We start from the raw sequence: 18,590 nt of genomic DNA, 5'->3' as shown, positions 1-18,590 counted from the left end.
ATCTAATAAAAATGACACACTGTCATGTGACAATGTGTCATTATAGACTCTTCCCAGAAAAAATCAATCAGGAATTTGCTCAGTCTCTTTGAGGAATTTGTTCAGATCCCGGGCACTGGTCAAATTCACCGCCAGTACCTCGGTTTGGCCGTCTTCAACGCTGACCAAACTGACGCTCGTGTTGTCCAGCAAATGCCCATCAATGGCGTTGTGATCCAGACCGTAAATATAATTGCTCAACGCCAAGCCGGAAGAGACGACCAAAATATTGCCGTCGCCGTTCTCATCGGTGATGCGGCGCATCGTGGTCTGGATCCGCTGCTGCAGCGCCTGGTAATCTTCGGCTTGATCCGTGTCATCCAGGGCCGCGAAGGAATTGGTCATGGCGACGATACTGCCGTCACCGGAATACATCCGCCGGGCAGTCTTCAGCCCGTACCGGCGCACGACCTCAATAAAGATTCGGCGGGCGGACTCGCCCTCCAGTGCCCCGAAATACATCTCCCGGAGACCGGTGGTGACGTGCATCGGCGTCTGCGGGTGTTTGTCCAGAATCAATCGGCAGGTCACCTGCTGGCGCTCCAAATCACTCGTATAGGCGGATACAAAGTCCACCTTGCGCAGCATATGACTGAGCTGACGGGCCGAACGCATCCCGTCAGCGGTCAATGGGGAATCGATCCACCCCTGCATCTTGTCCTGCGCATTCAACTCAGTCTGCCCATGGCGGACGAGGAATAGTAGCTGCTTCGGCATAGTGTCACTCTTTTCTACGACTGTGGCTGTTTACTGAATTTTACCATATTCTGCCGCGGGTTTGCGGACCAGGGCCAGCTTTCGGTCTAAAGACCGAGGCATTGGTTAATAAGATGCCACCGCCATCCCGCTGCGGTAAACCGTCGGTGAGTTGCCAAAATGTTTTTTGAAGACCAAGCTGAAGTAATTTGGATCGGTGTAGCCGCAAAGGCGGCCGATCACTTGACTCTGCTCGGTGGTCTCCAGCAGCAGCCGGGTGGCCCGGTCCATGCGGAACTCGGTCAGGTAGGTGATGAACGACACGCCGGTTTCGCGTTTGAACAGCGTGGAAAAATAGGAATGCGACACGCCGAGACTCGCGCAGACATCTTTCAACCCCAGCGATTCTTCCTGATAATGCACTCGAACATACTCTTGGGCGTCATGAATCATCACCGCTGACGTGGTATCGCGAGCCAGGGCCAACTGACTATTCAATGCCAGACAAGTCGCTGACAGCCACTGGTGCAAAGACGCCGGCGACGACTCTGGCAGTGTCTGATAAAGGGTCTTAAGGTTATCGGTCAAGGCAGGGACGTGCAGCCGGTTGTTGGCCGCAAACCGGTAAAGCGCGCTGATCAGCTCATTGACGACCACAGTGTGCTGGGGCATGTGCTGAGCCGTCTGCCCTAGATGCGTCAGGTACGCTGCCACTGCTTCTTCAATGGTCTCTTCCGGCCCGACATGAATCTGTCTGAATAGCGCCGACAGCGCAGTATCAGTCAAAGGACTGAAATCAGCCAGCTCATGGGGAGCAATTTCTTTGATGTTGATCACTTTACCCGCTCCATAGAGACTGCGGTAGGATACCGCAGTGCGGGCTCCCCGGTATGCCCGGGGCAAATCGAGCAGCCTGCTCACCGCGGCGCCGACACCAATGGTCACCGCCGCAGCAAGTTTGCTTTTCGCCTCCTGACAGAAACGGTCGGCGTCGTCAGTGAGGGCCCGCACATCGGTCGCGGCGGCCAGCTGAACCGCCATAACAGTGTTGCCCAGATAAGAAAATGCTGCCAGCGGCCACAGGGGCTCAAAGAATGCACGAGCCTGCTGCAGCACCTGCGTGCGCAGCAGCATCGGATCGACCCTAGCCGGCAGCAGCGTGGTCGATGTGTGGATAACGAGACAGGTGTAAAAAGACCCGTTCAAGGCGATCTGGTAGTCGCGGCGATAAGCATCAATGGCGGCTTCATTGATTTGCCCATCAATCAGCGCGGCGTAAAAACTCGCTTGCATCACCGGCAGAGACTGTTTGTAGTACTGTTGCAGCACTGTCCAGTTCGCTGTTTGAGCGCGCTTTTGATTCAGTGTCTGGCGCAGTTGGCTGAAGGCGCCGCGCAGCACGGCTGGTTTTTCTGACCGTTTTAAAAATGCAGCGACGCCCAGTGCAATGGCCGCTTGGGCAGTCTCGAAATCTGCTTCTGCGGCCAAAATCACAAACGCTGTTTCCGGAGCAGCAGTCTTGGCCTGATGAATCAAAGCCAGGCCAGTACCCGCGGCCAACGCCAGCTCAGTGACGACGACGTCCGGGCGGCTTTCCGCAATCATTGCCAGCGCCTGGGCTTCGGTGGCCACTGTGCCCATCAAGTCAAATCCCAGCGCGCCCCAGTCGAGCAGCGTACGCATGCTAGACTCTGCGGGCGCCTTTTCTACAAACAAAATGCGATATGCTTCCATCGGCTCATCGACTCCCCCGAATGTTTGCTGTGCATAAACTATTGGCTGAGTGTTAAGCGTAACAATGGAAACGGTTTATTTCAAGCAAAAGCACTTATCCCTAGGCACCAAAATGACCTGCTGGTCCGTGTTGGATCAGCAGGTCGAGGAAGTTAGTAATCACTGTAATCGGGTCAGACACTCATTTCTTCTGGACGTACTTCAAGGAATCCAGCGTTACCGCAATGAGGATAATGATCCCAGAGAAAACGAACTGCAGATTCGTATCGATACCCAGAATGGTCAAGGCGTAAGTCAAGGCAGTGAAGATGGTGACCCCAACGACAACGCCGGAGATTTTCCCGATACCACCAGTGAAGGAGACGCCGCCGACCACACAGGCCGCGATGGCGTTCATTTCCCACCCTTGGCCGTATGCAGCAGAGCCGGAACCGACCATCCGCGCACATTCCAGCCAGGAGCCGAAGCCGTAAAGAATACCGGCGAAGACGAACGCGCCCAGTGTCACCGCGAAGACGGAAATCCCGGACACGGCGGCGGCTTCTGGATTTCCGCCAACTGCGTAGAGATTCTTGCCGAACCGTGTTTTGTTCCAAACAAACCAGGTGATGACGATGGCGGCAATGGCCCAGATAATGATTGACGGGAAGCCGCCGATCTTGGGAATGATCATGTTCGGAATGGCGGGGTCAATCGCCCCAAACGACACGCCTTTGGTGGCGTAGGTGACCAGCCCAAAGATAATCAAGGTGTTGGCCATTGTCGAGATGAATGGGTGCATCTGGAACCGTGCGGTGAAGAACCCGGCAATGGTGGTGAACACGGTCGACAGCACAATACAGGCCGCCAGTGCGAAAATCACCCGCACCCACAAATTCATTTTTGAGAAGTCGAAGATAACCCCAAACACGGAACCGGTGTTGATGCCCTGGTGCATGATGATCGTCGCGGCGGTCATACCCATCCCGACCATCCGGCCAATCGACAGGTCAGTCCCTGTCAATAGGATCAACCCGGCCACTCCCAGAGCCAGAAACATTTGCGGAGAAGCCTGCTGGAGAATGTTCAAGATGTTGTTATACGTCAGTAGCGACGTGCCTTTGATGATGGGCGTCATGATCGCCAGGATGATGAAAATAATGATGATGGCAAAGTACAACCCGTTGCGCAGCAGGAAATCACGGCGATTGAAGGTGTACTTGTAGTTTTCCCACTTCTGGCGGATATTCTCTTGCACCGAGAACTTCGACATCCGCAGCATGTCCAGTAAATGATATTCATAGACAAACGCGGCGTGCTGGCGGTCCTTGATTTGCCGCTGCCGGGCTTGATAGGTCATCTTCGCGTCAAACAGCTTGTTCTTGTAGACGTAATTTTGTTCCTTGATTTCGGCGCGGTCGGAGAGTTCGGCCAGGGCCTGCTTGTGATCTGCCCGCAGGCTGGCCAGCTGCTCGTCATAGGCCTTTTTAGCCGCGACCTTCTCTTCGGCACAGCTCTTGACCACGTATTCGTAGTAATCGGTACGGTAATGCGCCTTGAGGTAGCGTTCTGCCTCCCCAATCAATTGGGCGACTTGGTCCTTGTTTTGACTTTCCACAGCCCGGGCGCCGACCAGTGCCTCTTTATCAGCCTTGATGGCCGCCTCACGTTCGGCTTTGCTCAGACTCTTGTCCCGTTTAGTAGCTTCGATATGACCGCTGAGAATGATCACTTGGTCGGTCCCATCCTGACGCAGTACGTTGATCTGGTCTTGAATTTTGCCAATAGCGTCATCAATGGGCTGGCGCAGCTGCTGTTCGGCCTCAGCGGTGAGAATGTTGGTATCTGCCATGAATATCGTCCTCCTTATAGATATTTTGCGCTGAGCCGTAACAGCTCTTCTTGGCTGGTCTGTTTGGTGTTCACGATGCCCGCTAGACGACCGTTGCTCATCACGCCGATGCGGTTGGTGATCCCCAAGATCTCCGGCATTTCCGACGACACCACGAGGATCGTTTTGCCCTGCTTGGCCATCTGGATGATCAGCTCGTAGATTTCGTACTTCGCACCGACGTCAATGCCGCGGGTCGGTTCGTCCATCATGAACAGTTGCGGCTGACGTTCGAGCCATTTACCGATGATCACCTTCTGCTGGTTGCCCCCGCTCAGGCTGGCAATCAGCTCGTCCGGGCCCATAGTCTTGGTGTTCATCACCTTGATTTCCTGGAGCGTCGCCTTCGTCATCTTCGGATCGGACAAGGCCGGCCCGCGTTTGTAAGCATTCAGGTTAGTGATGGTCGTGTTGAACGTCAGATTGCCTTTGAGGAACAGCCCATTGGCTTTGCGTTCCTCAGTGATCATCGCAAAGCCATGGTCCATCGCCTCCTTGGCGGAGTTGAAGTTGGCCAGTTTGCCGTTGAAATACACCCGTCCGCCAGCCCGCGTGCGCACTCCGAAAATCGTTTCAAGCAGCTCCGTGCGGCCAGCCCCGACAAGTCCGTAAAGGCCGAAAATTTCCCCCTGCCCAACATCAAACGTGACGTCCTGCAGGTACGGTGAGAACTTCGTCGACAGGTGGCTGACCTGCAGAATTGTCTTGCCCACCACGTTGTCAACCGGCGGGAACCGGTTATCCAGCGGCCGGCCAACCATGGCCTTGACCAGCTCGTTCATATTTGTATCAGCGACTTTTTTAGTCATTACCAGGTGGCCGTCGCGCAGCACCGAGACCTCGTCACAAATCTCGAAGACTTCATCCATTTTGTGCGAAATGAAGATAATCGAAATACCCTGCTTTTTGAGCATGCGGACCATCGCGAAGAGTTTCTCAACTTCCTGAGCCATCAGCGAACTGGTCGGCTCGTCGAGAACGATCACCTTGGAGTTGTAAGAAATAGCTTTGGCAATTTCTACCATCTGCCGCTGGGACACGCTCATCTTGCGCATCGGCTGGGTCAAGTTGACCGTCATCCCGAGGCGGCGGAACAGCTCGGTGGCTTCACGCCGCATCTGCCGCTCGTCGACTACGCCCAGCGGAGTAATGGGATAGCGGCCGAGGAATAAGTTATCGACTACGCTGCGGTCCAGCGCTTGGTGGAGCTCTTGGTGGACCATGGCGATGCCGTTTTCCAGGGCGTCCTTGGGACCTTGGAAGGAGACCTCCCTGCCGTCCAAGAAAAATTCACCCTCATCCCGGGTCTTGATGCCGAACAGGCACTTCATCATGGTCGACTTGCCGGCGCCGTTTTCACCCATCAGCCCCATGACGGAGCCTTTTTTAACGTCCATATCAATGTGATCGAGCACCCGGTTGCGCCCGAACGACTTGCTTAAGCCGCGAATCGACAGCATCACGTCCGATGCAGGTTGCGGCTGCGTATCTACTGCTGATGCTTCTTGCATGTTTGGCTCCTTTCTCGTCTGCTTGTGGAAAAAAACAACTCCAGGGTGAGCGACCCCGAAAGCGCGTCATTTCGGCGATCCCGTTTCCCTGGAATTGCATTGTGCAGAGGCGGATTACTGTTTCAGGATAGAGGTGTACGAGGAGCCGTTATCGGTTTTCACCATGTTGATAGCAAACGCGTCATATTCGCTCGGGTTGCCCAATCGGTTGGTGATGTTAGACTCCGTCTGCCCGTCACCGCCGATGAATTCAACGTTCAGGTTCATCAGCTTCGCATACTTCTTCAGCAGCGGCTGGTAAGTGGATCCCAGGAAGTTGTCGGAGGAATTATAGATATCCAGCCATACTTTCTTTTCTGGAGACTTGGACTTATCCAGCTGGTGGGAAGCGTCAGCGTAAATCTTGGTCGAATCCGTGAAGTCTTTGTAATTATCGGCCGTCACTGCCACGTTCATGGCGTAGTAGGAACGCTGCTTCTCGTTGTAAACGTAGGTGTCCTTAGCCAGCACATTGCCGGCACTGTCCTTAGTATCGATCCCGGTGCCCTTCTTGACGCCGTCCAGCGCATTGCGCAGAACCCGCAAAGTCAGGTAAGCTTGCACGTCGGCGTGCTGGCTGATGGTCCCGCCGTATCCTTCTGCAATGGCTGCCACTGCATCGGAGTTCGCGTCGTAGCCGAAAGTCGGTACTTTGTTTTCCTTGGACCAGGCGTTGAACATCGCCATGCCCATGCCGTCGTTATTGGAAGCGACGATGTCGATCTGCTTGCCCAGGCTGGACGACCAAGTGCCGATCGTATTACCGGCGGTCGCCGCGTCCCAGGTCGCCCCGGAGTTGTTCTTCATTTCCTGGCTGGCCAGTTCGCGGATCTTGTAGGTCTTGCCGCCAACAGACAGGCTGCCGTCCTTGACGACTTTGGACTTGCCGTCAGAGTTCATCCCAGTCGGAGTGGAATCGACATTGCCGCCCTTTTTAACAGCCGTGCCCAACGCGGCCCGAACCCCGCGAGTACGGGCGATCGAGTCGTTATGGCCAACGTCCCCAATGGCCAGCACGTAACCGATGGTGCCGTCGCCGTTGCGATCGACGGTGGCGATATTCTTTTCGATATAGGATTTGATCATCTCACCTTGGACTTTAGCCCCTTGGTTGGCATCGAAACCAACGTAATAGGTATCCTTGTTGAATGTCAATGCGGCCATGTCCAGCTTGCCGTCAGTGGAGTTCGACGGCTGACGGTTGTACCACACCACCGGTTTATCCTTGTTAGCCACGGTCTTATCCGCACCGCCGCTTGAGCTGGATCCAGAGCCAGAACCGCAGGCCCCCAGCAGCAACGCGGCTCCCAGCATTAACACCATGCCTAGTGTTTTTGTCTTCTTCATAATGAATGCTTCCTCCTTGATGGCTTGAATGAATGAATGAATGCGCTTACTTTATCCTAAGTTTAACCAATGCCGGCAAGCGCCACCATAGAATATTCTTCGGTGCACATTGAATATTTTTGGGAGTTGCGTGAAACGGATATTCTTTCCACAAAAATGGCCGCCACCAGGGTTTGGCAACGGCTAAACAGCGAACAAAAAAGCCGCTGTCTCGAAAGACAGCGGCTACTGATAACGATTTGGTGATGATTGGGTAACTAGGACTCGAACCTAGACATTACGGATTCAGAGTCCGTTGCCTTACCAATTTGGCTATTACCCAGTGCTCTTAACAACGAGTAATAGTATATAAATTTTTACCCGGTATTGTCAAGGGCTTGAGCCGAAAAAAATTGTTCAAGCAAAGATCTTTAAGATGTTAACCCAGTCAAAACTGACGACTTGGTCCGCCCGCAAGTAAGGCAGCCGCTTTGGCGCAGCTGCCAACCGGCCCTGGAGCCCATCTGGCTGGATGACCGTGATCACCACGGGCAGAAACTCGCCCTGAATTTCCGGATCAACGAATCCCAATTGGACCTTGTCCCCCACCTGCAGGCGCTTGATGGCTTCCGGTGTGGGCGCATGAAACGTCATTGGTTGCGTAATCGCTAACTGCTGCGCATTTAAATAATGAATTTGATCCTCTGCCACGTGAAAAACCTCCTGAATAGTAAAAAAAAAGCCGGCAATCAACGATTGCCGGCGTGCGATAGCCCGTACGGGAATTGAACCCGTAACTCCGCCTTGAGAGGGCGACGTCTTAACCATTTGACCAACGGGCAATGGCAACAAAAATGAGCACTTTTATAGTTTACTAGATTTCAATCGAAAGTCAAGGCCTTTTTTTCTGACGTAAACTCAATGCAAAAACGACCGCTAAAGCAACCAAAATAAACAGGCACAAAAACAGACTGATGTAGAAGGCGTAGTGAAAGGCCGGCCAATGGAACAATTGCCAGCAGACCCAAAACATCAAGGTCATGATCACGAATTCGACTAGGCGGGTGCGTATCGACTCAAAGGCGGACTTCATTCGTAGGACAGCTCCACCATTAGCAAGTGCTGACTCTTCAACCAGGTGGTGGTCATCCACACATCCTGATAGCCCTGATTGGCTGGGGCCAAGGTTTCCCGGTACAATTCCTGCAATTGGTCGTGCCGCGCCTGGACGAAGTCTTTAGGCAGGCGAAAAACATGCAAGCGCATGGGCACAAAGAACTCCGGGTAATCGGCAAACGGAAACAACTGCTGGTCAAAGGCAAAGGTCAGCATATTCACGTATTGCCGCGGTTCCCGGACGATATCGTCCCGATGGCTGGTAACAAAATCCAATATTTCGGCGTAAGCAGACATGGGTGAAAATCCTTTCTCTCCTAATATAATTGCGCACTTTGATCCGCTGCAAAATGATCAAAGGCAGGCATCGTCTTATCCCGATCGTGCTGTTCAATGGTCAGCACCGTGGGGTCTTGGCGATCCCCGGCTAAATACTGATACATGAAGTTATCGCGGAACCCAATCTTGGCCGCATCCTCCGGCGCATTGCCGTAATAAACGGTCTTGATGTTGGCCCAAATGATCGCGCCGAGGCACATCGGGCACGGATACGCCGACGTATACAGCTCGCAACCGGTCAGGTCGTACGTATCCAAAATGTCACAGGCCCGCCGAATCGCCACGATTTCGCCATGGGCGGTCGGATCATGCTGGAACAGGACCTGATTGTGACCCTGGGCCACGATCTTGCCATTCTTCACGATCAGGCAGCCAAACGGCCCGCCCTCGTGCAACGTGTTATTCAAATCGGCCTGTTTGGCGGCCAACGCCATAAACTGCGGATCATACGCCATTACGCCCACCACTTTCATCATTAACTAATTGCTTTCAGGAAACAGCTTACCATACTTGCCCAGGCAAAGGCAGGGGGAAATACTACTTCCCGCTTAATGGCAGCGTGACTACGAAGGCCGCTCCCTGGGGGTGAATATCCATTACCCGAATATGCCCGTGATGATTAGTCACGATCCAGTCAGCAATGGCCAAGCCCAACCCACTGCCCCCGGTCTCGCGGTTCCGAGACGGATCCATTCGATAAAATCGATCGAAGATCCGCTTTTTGTCCGCGTCCGGAATACTTGGCCCAGAATTACCCACCGTCAGCGTCCAAGTCTTCGTCTGACGTTCCGTCGTCACCCAGATTGAATCCCCAGCAGCCGTGTATTTGAAGGCATTGTCCAACAAAATTACCAGCAGCTGATGCAGCTGGTCACCGTCAAAAACTGCCTCGCCAGTAGCCTGCAGGGTCGTATCAAAGGCCCGGTCCTGAGCGGCAGCAATTTCTTTATACGGGGCCAGCACCGACACTGGCCAGATTTGTAAATCGTAGTGCTGCAAATCGGTCGTTAAGGCATTACTGTCCGCCTTGGCCATCGTCAGCAGATCCGTCGTGAGGTGCTGCAAGCGGGTGGATTCCGCCAATGTCGTAGCGATCGCCTCGCTTTGATTCAAAACCGTATCGTGAGGCTTGGTCAGTAAATGCTCCTGCTGGCTTTGAATCACTGCCAGCGGTGCCCGCAATTCATGGGCGGCATCCGCGACGAAGTCCTGCTGGCGCTGCCAAGATTTGACGATGGGCCGCATGGCGCGCCGGGCTAAAACCGACGCAAATAGTAAAGCCAGCAGCCAGAAGAAAATCATGGTGGCCACCAGCACCCGCAGAAAGCTGTTCATCCCGTCCAGCTGGGCATCAATATTTTGCAGAATCAGCACATAGTGTCCGGCGTACATTGGATTCAAATTGCTCTTAGGGACATGCACCAGTAGGGTACGGAAAGTACCCGCCGTAGTCGTCAAAACCTGTTTCTTGCCCACTGCACTTTTATCCAATTCCAGATTCTGGAAATACGCATAGTATCGCTGACCCAAGTCGGCCGCATTAATGATTTGACCGGCAGCATTGAACACCACCATGTTAGTCCGGAACGAAGCGCCATTTTGACTATTCGGCCGCTGACCAGGAGTCAACGGCCCTGGTGCAGCAGCCGGCCCATCTTTGAGACTGCGCTCCTGCCGAGCCAGCGTCGTGTCCACACCATTATAGACTGCTTGCTGGTAAAGAAAATACACAACAGCGCCCAGTGTGAAAAAAAGCAGCGCGAAGCTGAGCACCTCACCCCAAAACAATTTACGCTGCTGCCGTTTGATTCCCTCATTTGCCTGCATTGGCCGCGACCTCATCGAGAATATAACCGACATTGCGAATCGTCCGGATGGCGTCAGCCACGGCGGTGCCCTTCAGTTTCTTGCGCAAATTGCTCATGTATACTTCCACCACCGCCAAACCAGTATCGGAATCAAAGCCCCACAGCCGGTCGAAAATCTGCTCCTTTGTGACGATGGTGCCCTGATTTTGCAATAAATACACGAGTAAGTCATATTCTTTGCCGCTCAAGGCCACCGGTACACCGCTCACGGTGACTGAGCGATCGTTCAACTGCACTGTGAGCGGACCGAACGCTAGGGTGTAATCATCGCGATATTTACCGCTGCGTTTGAGCAGCACTTTGATGCGCGCCATCAGTTCCTCCCGGTGAAACGGTTTGGTTAAATAATCATCTGTCCCTAGATCAAAGCCCCGCATCTTGTCGCTCAGACCATCTTTAGCAGTCAAGATCAGTACCGGGGTGCCAACATGCGCCGCCCGGAGTTTATGCAATACCGTAAACCCGTCCATTTCTGGCAGCATGATATCGAGAATGATGGCGTCAAAAATCCCCTCACTGGCCAAGTACTCACCCTCGTCGCCGGCGTATACGCCGCGGGTGTCAGCTAGCGGGGCCAAAAATTCTTGGATACTCTGATTTAAATGATGATCATCTTCAATCACCAAAATTAACGGTTTCGCAGGCATGTTGATCGCTTCTTTCTATATTATTCACCAGTATACGGCGTGCACCTTTAAGCACCCTTAAGAAATTTCTGCGTTTTTTTAAGCTGATTTTATGCTCCAGTCCTTAATGTAATCCCCATAGCAAAGGAGATGGCCGCTGTGAAGCGATTGATTACCCAATTCATCCAATTTGGTGCCGTCGGGGCCTTGAACACGGTGCTGACGTACATCATCTACTTTATATTATACCAACATATTTCCCCGACGCTGGCCATGGCCGTCGGTTATGGCCTGACGTCCCTGCTGGGGCTGGCTTTAAACAAGCAGTGGGTCTTTAAACAAAGCGGCGGCGAAATGTCCTGGATGACGTTCAAGTATTACGCGACGTATGGGACAACCTTCCTGCTCAGTTTGATCCTGACCAGTACCTGGGTCGATGTCCTGCATTTTCCGGCTGCTTGGGCGCCGCTGTTCAGCCTCGCGGTCACCGTCCCGGTCAATTTCCTGCTCAGTAAATACTGGGTCTTTACCCAGAAAGGAGTTCGTATCCATGCAAGCAAAAACTCGCCCTACTGATCCGCCAATCGACAAGCCCAAACGCCGCCTGGACTGGTGGCTGGTGGCGATTCTCCTTCTCGCCGCTTTTCTTTACGCCTGGAACATCTGGGAGGCGGGCAGTGCCAATGATTACTATACCGCTGCCGTCGTCAGCATGACTAAGAGCTGGCATAACTTCTGGTACGGCGCCTTTGATCCCGCCGGCTTCATCACCGTGGACAAACCGCCCGTCGCCCTCTGGTTCATGGCAATTTCCGGGAAAATATTCGGCGTCTACGGCTGGTCCGTCGTCCTGCCGTCCATTCTCTTCGGCATCGGCTCTGTCTATCTGATCTACGCCATGGTGAAACGAGTCTTCGGCGCTTGGCCCGCACGGCTCAGTGCCCTGATCATGACCTTGACGCCCATCGTGGTGGCAGATTCCCGCACCAACAACATGGATGCGACTTTGGTTTATTTCTTATTATTAGCCACTGACTGCCTATTCATTGCGATTCAAAAGAAACGGCCTTGGTTGGTCCTTGTCAGTTTCGCGTTGATTGGGGTCTCTTTCAACATTAAGATGCTCCAAGCCTTCATGATCCTGCCGGCTTTGCTGCTTTTCTACTGGCTGGCCAGCAGTCAGCCGTGGAAGAAACGGCTGGTGACCCTCGTTGGTGCTGGGGCAGCCTTGGCTATTTTCACCCTCGCCTGGCCCCTGCAAGTTGATTCCACGAGCGCTGCTGATCGACCATACATTGGCAGTTCACAGAAGAACTCCGTGATGGACTTGGCTTTTGGCTACAACGGATCTGAACGGCTGCTCGGGCAGACTTCTGGTCTGGGCGGCACCTTCGGCGGCCTGAATAGTAAGAATAAAGGCGGCTTCGAAGGCATGCCAGGCGGTGCGCCGGGGTCTGCTGCGACGACTAAGAACGGGACAACCACCAAGAGCAACGGCACGACGACTCAGAATGGCACCCCGCCGACCGGCACCAAGCAGGGGGGAACACCGCCATCTGGGGGAACACCGCCTTCCGGCACTAATCAGGGCGGCACCCCGCCGACCGGCAATAAACAAGGTACAACCACCAAGAGCAAGAGCAACACCACCCTCACCGCCCAAGGCGGCGAGGGCAACTTCACGCCGCCCACCGGCAGTAACCGCAAAGGCGGCTTTCCCGGCGGTACTCGCCGAGGCGGTCGCGGCGGCATGGGTGCTGGCGGCGGCGCCTTCAACATCGGTACCGCCGGCCCGCTGCGGGTCTTCCAATCTGCGTTAGGTCCGCAAATCAGCTGGCTCCTGCCCATGGCCCTCATCGGTTTCATCAGTTCCTTTGTTTGCTACATTGACCGTAAACGGAAGTGGTGGCAGCTGTCCCTGCAGCAAAAGCATGTCGGCTATTGGCTGGCCTGGCTTGTCCCCGTCATGGGCTTCTTCTCCATTGCCTCCTTCTTCCACCCCTACTACATGATCATGCTGGCCCCGCCTATTGCCGCTTTGGCTGGGATCGGGCTGTACACCATGTTTAAACAGTTCCAAGGGAGCTGGAAACACTGGACAACGTATCTGCTGCCCGTGGGGATCGCCATCACGATTGCTTTGCAAGCCTGGTACCTCACCCAGTACTACACGGTTGCGCCTTGGTTCCTGGTGATCGCCGGCATCCTCGTCATCGTTGGGTTATTTGCGACTCGGCTGCACCGGTTCCGCAAAATCATGGTCGGTGCCACGCTGGTCACCATCCTCGCCGCCCCTGGTTTCTGGTCCATCACCCCGACATTAGCCGGTGAATCGGCAGGTATCCCCACGGCTGGTCCTGATCTGTTGAGCCAAGGCGGCAATACGAGCGGCGGTATCGGCAGCGGCAGCGTTAATTCTGGCCTGCTGAAGTACGTCGAAGCCCACCAAGGCTCGGCCAAGTATCTCTTCGCCGTCTCCGACGCCTCCACTGCCGCGCCGTACATTATCAAGAGCGGCAAGGCAGTAATGGCCATCGGCGGCTTCAACGGCACTGATCCCACTTTGACCTTGAAGCAGTTTAAGGCGCTAGTGAAGAAAGGCGAGCTGAAGTATTACTACAGTTCCGGCCGTTCCGGTAATTCCTCGATTGCCGCCTGGGTCGAAAAGAATGGGACGAAGATCGCCGCCAGTAAGTACGGCTCAACGACCAGCAGCACGCAATCAACGAACCAGCGTGGCGGCTTCGGTGGTATGGGCGGCAGCGGCACCCTCTATAAGCTGACCGTGAAGTAAGCCGAATAGTCTCAAGAGAAAGGAGATTTCATTCCTATGGCCCAAGCAACTAATCGTACCCCGCTTATTTCAATCGTGCTCCCAGTCTTCAACGAAGAGGCCGGCATTCAAGAAACCGTGGACGTCCTGCTGCATTATGTGGCCGCCCGGCAAGAACGTTACGAATTGATTTTCGTCGATGACGGCAGCCAGGACAAAACCGTCCAGATACTGCGCGCTGCCCGGCAGCGGTCCGCTTTAATCAAACTGGTTGAATTTTCTCGCAACTTCGGTCATCAATTGGCCATCACCGCCGGTGTCCGTTACGCCACCGGCGACGCAGTGGTCGTTATGGACGCCGATCTGCAGGATCCGCCCAGCGTCATTCCCAGTATGATCGCCAAATGGCGGGCCGGTTATGCCGTCGTCTACGGCAAGCGGCGCCATCGGGACGGTGAAACGTGGTTTAAGAAATTCACCGCCGCCACTTTCTATCGCTTGCTGGAAAGCATCACCAGCATCCAAATCCCCGTCGATACCGGCGACTTCCGGCTCATGGATCGCAAAGTCGTGGACGTCTTGGACCAAATAAATGAACCCGACCCTTTTGTTCGGGGCATGGTCAGCTGGATCGGCTTCAAACAAACCGGCGTCTTGTACGACCGAAAAGAGCGCTACGCTGGGTCATCTAAATATCCCCTGCGCAAGATGCTCGGGCTGGCCATGAACGGCATCACCAGCTTCTCCCGCCTCCCCCTAATGCTGGGCTACTGGGCCGCTGGGGCGCTCGGACTCATCAGTGTCCTGGTCCTGCTGGCCAACCTGATTCTTGGCACCGTCACGGGGACCACCTGGCTGATCATCACCGTTGCCCTCACCGGCGCGCTGATCCTCCTCGCTCTCGGCGCCACCGGTACCTACATCGGCCGCATGTTCACCGCTTCCCGAGACCGCCCGCTGTATATCGTGGCCCAAACGGAAGGCTTCAAGCAATCGCAACGTCACCAGCAGACGCAACCAGAGTCTAACTTGGTCCAGCTGCGCAACTGAGCACACCATTGACTCACTCCCTAAGTGCTCTGGCACTGGGCCAAACCCTCACCAGTATACGGAACCGCCCCTGTCCAGACCGGGGGCGGTTTTTTGGTGCCGGTAAGTACATCATTTCTCAGAATGGTGGAAAGGGAATTCGTTACGTACTACAATATTTCGTATAGCAATGAGCATTATCGTCCAAATCCTGATGACGTGAAAAGCTGACATGGGGGGATTAATCATGACGAGGGAGAATTATCCGCAGCAACCGCAACACAGGCAGTCTGGGTCACCGGAGCAAAACACGTGGCAGCAACCGCAGCAGCCGGCCAATCCGCAAAACGGCCAGTATGCTAATCCGAATAACAATCAAAGTTGGCCGGGAAATTCCAATCCGCAATCAGGTCAGCCGTATTATGGTAATTATCCAAATCAGCAAGCCCAATATCCGGGTCCCGGACAAGCAAACAGCTTTCCGCAACCAGGGCCGCAAAATCCGAATGCGAGCTACCAAAATCCAAATCCGCAACAACCGGCGAATGGATATGGCCAAGGCCCTTATCAGCAGCCTGCCAATGGCTACGCCCAACAGCCGAATTCGCCCTATCCAGCAGCCGGTTACGGCCAACAGCTGCATCCGCAGCAACCGCAAAATGGGTACGCGCAACAGCCGAATCAGCAATATTCGCCAACTGGGTATGGTCAGCAGCAGCCCGCCAATGGGCAGGACCAACAGCAGCCTTATCAACAGCAATCGGCCAATGGGCAAAACCAACAACCACTTTATCAACAGCAATTTGCAAATGGCTACGCCCAGCAGCCCTATCCGTCACAGCCGACCAGATCCACCGCTGCACCGCAGGCGCCGTCACGCATGCGTCGAGGGGATCAAGGCAGCAACCCAGTTCATCAATCTCAGGATGTACCGACCAAGTCGAAAGCCATCGCCTTAGCTGGCGGAATTACCGGCCTCGCCGGCGGTATCATGCTGATTTTTGGCCCCATGCTGCTCGTCGGCGGCGCAGTCGCCAACGTAGGCACCCGATCCTTATCCGGCACCACCGGCGTCTCCGCCTTTTTGACCCTGATTAAAATTGCCGTGTTGGCCCTGGGGATTTTTGGGCTGTTATATTACCGCGGCACAGGCCTAGTCAAAACGGCCGGACACATCTTGCTCATCGTGGGCGGCGCGGTCGCTATTATTCCGCTGCTCGGCTGGGTTGGCGGTATCGTCGCCATTGTCGGTGGTGCGCTTTACCTTGCCAGTTTGAAGAACTTCAAGACTGAATAATCTGCTTGCTTATGGCCTAGTGTCAATATTCACTTACAGAGCTAGAACTGAATGACCACAAAAGCCTTTAAAGCTCATCTGCCCATGACCTGCCTTCTGAAAAGCACGGGTGTTTGAAACTTTAAAGGCTTTATTGATTTAGCCGCGACCATAGACGAAATGCTTCAGTGGCTTACCATTCTTCACAAGTCTAATGGGCATTCGTTCAATAAATGGAAGTGGATAATGACTTGAAAATGTCCCCTCAGAAGTAGCAGTCAAAGTCTTTTTATCAACTGTGATGGTTCCCTTGGTGTTGGAATCGGACGTTACCTCATACACTCGTTTTTCCGGTGTGTCCAATATGATATCAAATACCAGCATCATAGCTTCTCCACTCCCTCCATGTTCAAAATACTTGGTGTGTCAAAAGTGCATGATGGCGTGACGGATTATCTTTGACAAAGAATATCCGGCGGATCAGTATTCGGCAATAGCTCACTCAGCGAGACCAAATACTCAGCGTATTTGTTTGCTGCATCTTCAGTGAGCACGAACCCTCTGGGCAGAAATCTATCCAAGAACGTATACAGCGGGTATTTTCCAAACCGTTTGTGATAAGCCATCGCGGCTCGATTAGCAATTTTCCCCGCATCGCCTTCAAATACCATCACTAGCAGATCACCCCACAAAAATAGTACCCGATTTTTCAATCGGATACCACTAGAAAAGCCCTTAAGGCCCAAACTCTGTACCATTTTCTTTACCGTACAGGATGTTTGAAGTTTTAAGGGCTTCGAATTATTCAATCTGGAAATCGCCGAACGCTTACTTATTCAAGCGCGCCGTCAATTCCTTCGTCAACTCTTCATAGCCTTGACGGCCCAGCAGAGCGAACATGTTCTTCTTATAAGCCTCAACCCCGGGCTGGTTGAACGGGTTGATCCCATTCAAGTAACCAGAAATGGCAACAGCTGCCTCAAAGAAGTAGATCGTATAACCCAGCGAATAAGCATCCTGCTTAGGCACATTCACGGTCATGACCGGAACGCCGCCATCGGTATGGGCCATAACAACACCCTGGTAAGCCTTGTTGTTGACATAGTTCATGGACTTGTCAGCCAAGTAGCCTAAACCGTCCAGGTTCTTGTCGTCTTCAGGGATCGTGACATCGTTAGGCGCGTCCTCGATCTTAACGACCGTCTCCATCAGATTGCGCAGACCCTCTTGGATGTATTGACCCAAGGAGTGCAGATCCGTAGTGAAGTTAGCAGAAGAAGGATAGATCCCCTTCTGATCCTTGCCTTCAGACTCGCCCATCAATTGCTTCCACCATTCGCCGAACAGACGCAGGTTAGGCTCGTAGTTTTCCAGCAATTCAGTGGTAAAGCCCTTGCGGTACAAGATATTCCGCAAAGCGGCATACTTGTAAGCATCGTTCTTCGTGACATCCGGGTTGGTGTATTCAGAACGGGCATCAGCCGCGCCTTGCATCAAGGCATCGATGTCCCCGCCGGCAACGGCGATGGGCAGCAGACCAACAGCGGAAAGCACGGAGAACCGGCCGCCGATATCATCAGGCACAACGAATTCTTCGTAGCCCTCAGCGTCAGCCTCAGTCTTCAGCGCACCCTTGGCCCGGTCAGTTGTCGCGTAGATCCGTTCCTTAGCGCCAGCAGCACCATATTTAGCAATCAGCTTGGCCTTCAATACGCGGAAAGCGATAGAAGGTTCTGTGGTCGTCCCCGACTTGGAGATGACGTTGATACTGAAGTCCCGGTCGCCAATCAATTGAACCAGATCATGCAGGTAGCTGCCGCTGATAGAATTCCCAGCGAAGTAGACTTCCGGTACAGACCGGTCTTTTTGTTGGTTGTAGAAATTCGGATTCAAGAAATCAATCGCTGCTTGGGCACCGAGGTAAGACCCGCCGATACCAATCGCCACAAAGACTTCAGAATTGCCCTGAACCTTCTTAGCAGCCGCCTTGATCCGGCTGAATTCTTCTTTATCGTAGTCAACAGGCAGATCCAGGAATCCCCGGAAATCATTGCCTGCGCCAGTACCGTCGCGCAGCTCTTTGTCTGCGGCTGTAACCAGCGGTTGAATCTCACTTAATTCATTGTCGTGCACGAACTTGCTCAATGCAGATGCATCAAAGGAAATGTGTGCCATGGATAGACCTCCCATTAAATATAGATAACCAATTACCCTTATCACTTTAATCGCTTCCCGGGGAGAATGCAATCAATTGCAAGAAAACGGGCGAAAAAACACACATCTTTTCTGAAACTAAATTATTGGGTAAAAACAATTGACACCCCGAGTGTACTGTGGATAATAGTACA

17 protein-coding genes and 2 tRNA genes are annotated in these 18,590 nt (G+C 53.6%); 4 read left to right on the top strand and 15 right to left on the bottom strand.

Annotated elements, in window-relative coordinates:
- Positions 1-63 precede the first annotated feature (63 nt).
- The 12 genes from FMM01_RS03265 to FMM01_RS03210 all read right to left on the bottom strand — a co-directional run bounded on the left by FMM01_RS03265 (position 64) and on the right by FMM01_RS03210 (position 11,185).
- Positions 64-756 carry a histidine phosphatase family protein gene (locus FMM01_RS03265; protein WP_027827259.1) on the bottom strand — a complete coding sequence of 231 codons (693 nt, stop codon included), beginning with the start codon at positions 754-756 and terminating at the stop codon, positions 64-66.
- Between the two features lie 105 nt (positions 757-861).
- Positions 862-2,469: a response regulator transcription factor gene (locus FMM01_RS03260; RefSeq protein WP_150391656.1), complete on the bottom strand. Its 1,608-nt coding sequence runs from the start codon at positions 2,467-2,469 to the stop codon at positions 862-864.
- A gap of 181 nt (positions 2,470-2,650) precedes the next feature.
- Complete coding sequence (locus FMM01_RS03255) at positions 2,651-4,300, bottom strand: ABC transporter permease subunit (RefSeq protein ID WP_027827258.1); 1,650 nt, start codon at positions 4,298-4,300, stop codon at positions 2,651-2,653.
- Positions 4,301-4,314: 14 nt separating this feature from the next.
- Complete coding sequence (locus FMM01_RS03250) at positions 4,315-5,850, bottom strand: sugar ABC transporter ATP-binding protein (protein ID WP_150391655.1); 1,536 nt, start codon at positions 5,848-5,850, stop codon at positions 4,315-4,317.
- 114 nt (positions 5,851-5,964) lie between these two features.
- The gene (locus FMM01_RS03245; RefSeq protein WP_027827256.1) at positions 5,965-7,236 is read right to left on the bottom strand and encodes a substrate-binding domain-containing protein; all 1,272 of its coding nucleotides are present in this window, start codon (positions 7,234-7,236) and stop codon (positions 5,965-5,967) included.
- Between the two features lie 249 nt (positions 7,237-7,485).
- Positions 7,486-7,558: transfer RNA gene (locus FMM01_RS03240), tRNA-Gln, on the bottom strand.
- Positions 7,559-7,632: 74 nt separating this feature from the next.
- Positions 7,633-7,926 (bottom strand): hypothetical protein, encoded by a 294-nt coding sequence (locus FMM01_RS03235; protein WP_027827255.1) that lies wholly within the window; start codon positions 7,924-7,926, stop codon positions 7,633-7,635.
- Positions 7,927-7,985: 59 nt separating this feature from the next.
- Positions 7,986-8,056, bottom strand: a tRNA-Glu gene (locus tag FMM01_RS03230).
- 248 nt (positions 8,057-8,304) lie between these two features.
- Entirely contained in the window at positions 8,305-8,628 is a 324-nt protein-coding gene (locus tag FMM01_RS03225) for a hypothetical protein (RefSeq protein WP_035439565.1), read from the bottom strand.
- A 20-nt stretch (positions 8,629-8,648) separates the two neighbouring features.
- Positions 8,649-9,125 (bottom strand): nucleoside deaminase, encoded by a 477-nt coding sequence (locus FMM01_RS03220; protein ID WP_027827253.1) that lies wholly within the window; start codon positions 9,123-9,125, stop codon positions 8,649-8,651.
- Positions 9,126-9,207: 82 nt separating this feature from the next.
- Entirely contained in the window at positions 9,208-10,497 is a 1,290-nt protein-coding gene (locus FMM01_RS03215; protein ID WP_063515117.1) for a sensor histidine kinase, read from the bottom strand.
- Complete coding sequence (locus FMM01_RS03210) at positions 10,484-11,185, bottom strand: response regulator transcription factor (RefSeq protein WP_027827251.1); 702 nt, start codon at positions 11,183-11,185, stop codon at positions 10,484-10,486. The genes FMM01_RS03215 and FMM01_RS03210 overlap by 14 nt, the downstream gene beginning before the upstream one ends.
- Before the next feature lie 138 nt (positions 11,186-11,323).
- Between FMM01_RS03210 and FMM01_RS03205 the strand changes: the two genes are divergently transcribed.
- The 4 genes from FMM01_RS03205 to FMM01_RS03190 all read left to right on the top strand — a co-directional run bounded on the left by FMM01_RS03205 (position 11,324) and on the right by FMM01_RS03190 (position 16,263).
- The gene (locus FMM01_RS03205) at positions 11,324-11,740 is read left to right on the top strand and encodes a GtrA family protein (RefSeq protein WP_150391654.1); all 417 of its coding nucleotides are present in this window, start codon (positions 11,324-11,326) and stop codon (positions 11,738-11,740) included.
- Positions 11,715-13,958, top strand: a complete 2,244-nt coding sequence (locus tag FMM01_RS03200) for an ArnT family glycosyltransferase (protein WP_419555007.1) — start codon at positions 11,715-11,717, stop codon at positions 13,956-13,958. The genes FMM01_RS03205 and FMM01_RS03200 overlap by 26 nt, the downstream gene beginning before the upstream one ends.
- Positions 13,959-13,994: 36 nt before the next feature.
- The gene (locus FMM01_RS03195; protein WP_150391653.1) at positions 13,995-14,987 is read left to right on the top strand and encodes a glycosyltransferase family 2 protein; all 993 of its coding nucleotides are present in this window, start codon (positions 13,995-13,997) and stop codon (positions 14,985-14,987) included.
- A gap of 859 nt (positions 14,988-15,846) precedes the next feature.
- Entirely contained in the window at positions 15,847-16,263 is a 417-nt protein-coding gene (locus FMM01_RS03190) for a hypothetical protein (RefSeq protein WP_150393229.1), read from the top strand.
- 138 nt (positions 16,264-16,401) lie between these two features.
- Here FMM01_RS03190 and FMM01_RS03185 read toward each other — a convergent pair whose 3' ends face one another.
- The 3 genes from FMM01_RS03185 to FMM01_RS03175 form a co-directional block, all read right to left on the bottom strand.
- Positions 16,402-16,629, bottom strand: coding sequence for a hypothetical protein (locus FMM01_RS03185; protein ID WP_150391652.1), 228 nt, complete (start codon positions 16,627-16,629; stop codon positions 16,402-16,404).
- 65 nt (positions 16,630-16,694) lie between these two features.
- The gene (locus tag FMM01_RS03180; protein WP_150391651.1) at positions 16,695-16,916 is read right to left on the bottom strand and encodes a hypothetical protein; all 222 of its coding nucleotides are present in this window, start codon (positions 16,914-16,916) and stop codon (positions 16,695-16,697) included.
- Between the two features lie 154 nt (positions 16,917-17,070).
- Positions 17,071-18,417, bottom strand: coding sequence for a glucose-6-phosphate isomerase (locus tag FMM01_RS03175; RefSeq protein WP_150391650.1), 1,347 nt, complete (start codon positions 18,415-18,417; stop codon positions 17,071-17,073).
- Between the last annotated feature and the right edge of the window lie 173 nt (positions 18,418-18,590).

Origin of the sequence: Schleiferilactobacillus harbinensis (assembly GCF_008694105.1) — a bacterium.
Lineage (GTDB): Bacteria > Bacillota > Bacilli > Lactobacillales > Lactobacillaceae > Schleiferilactobacillus > Schleiferilactobacillus harbinensis.
This window is presented reverse-complemented; position numbering and strand designations above follow the sequence as displayed.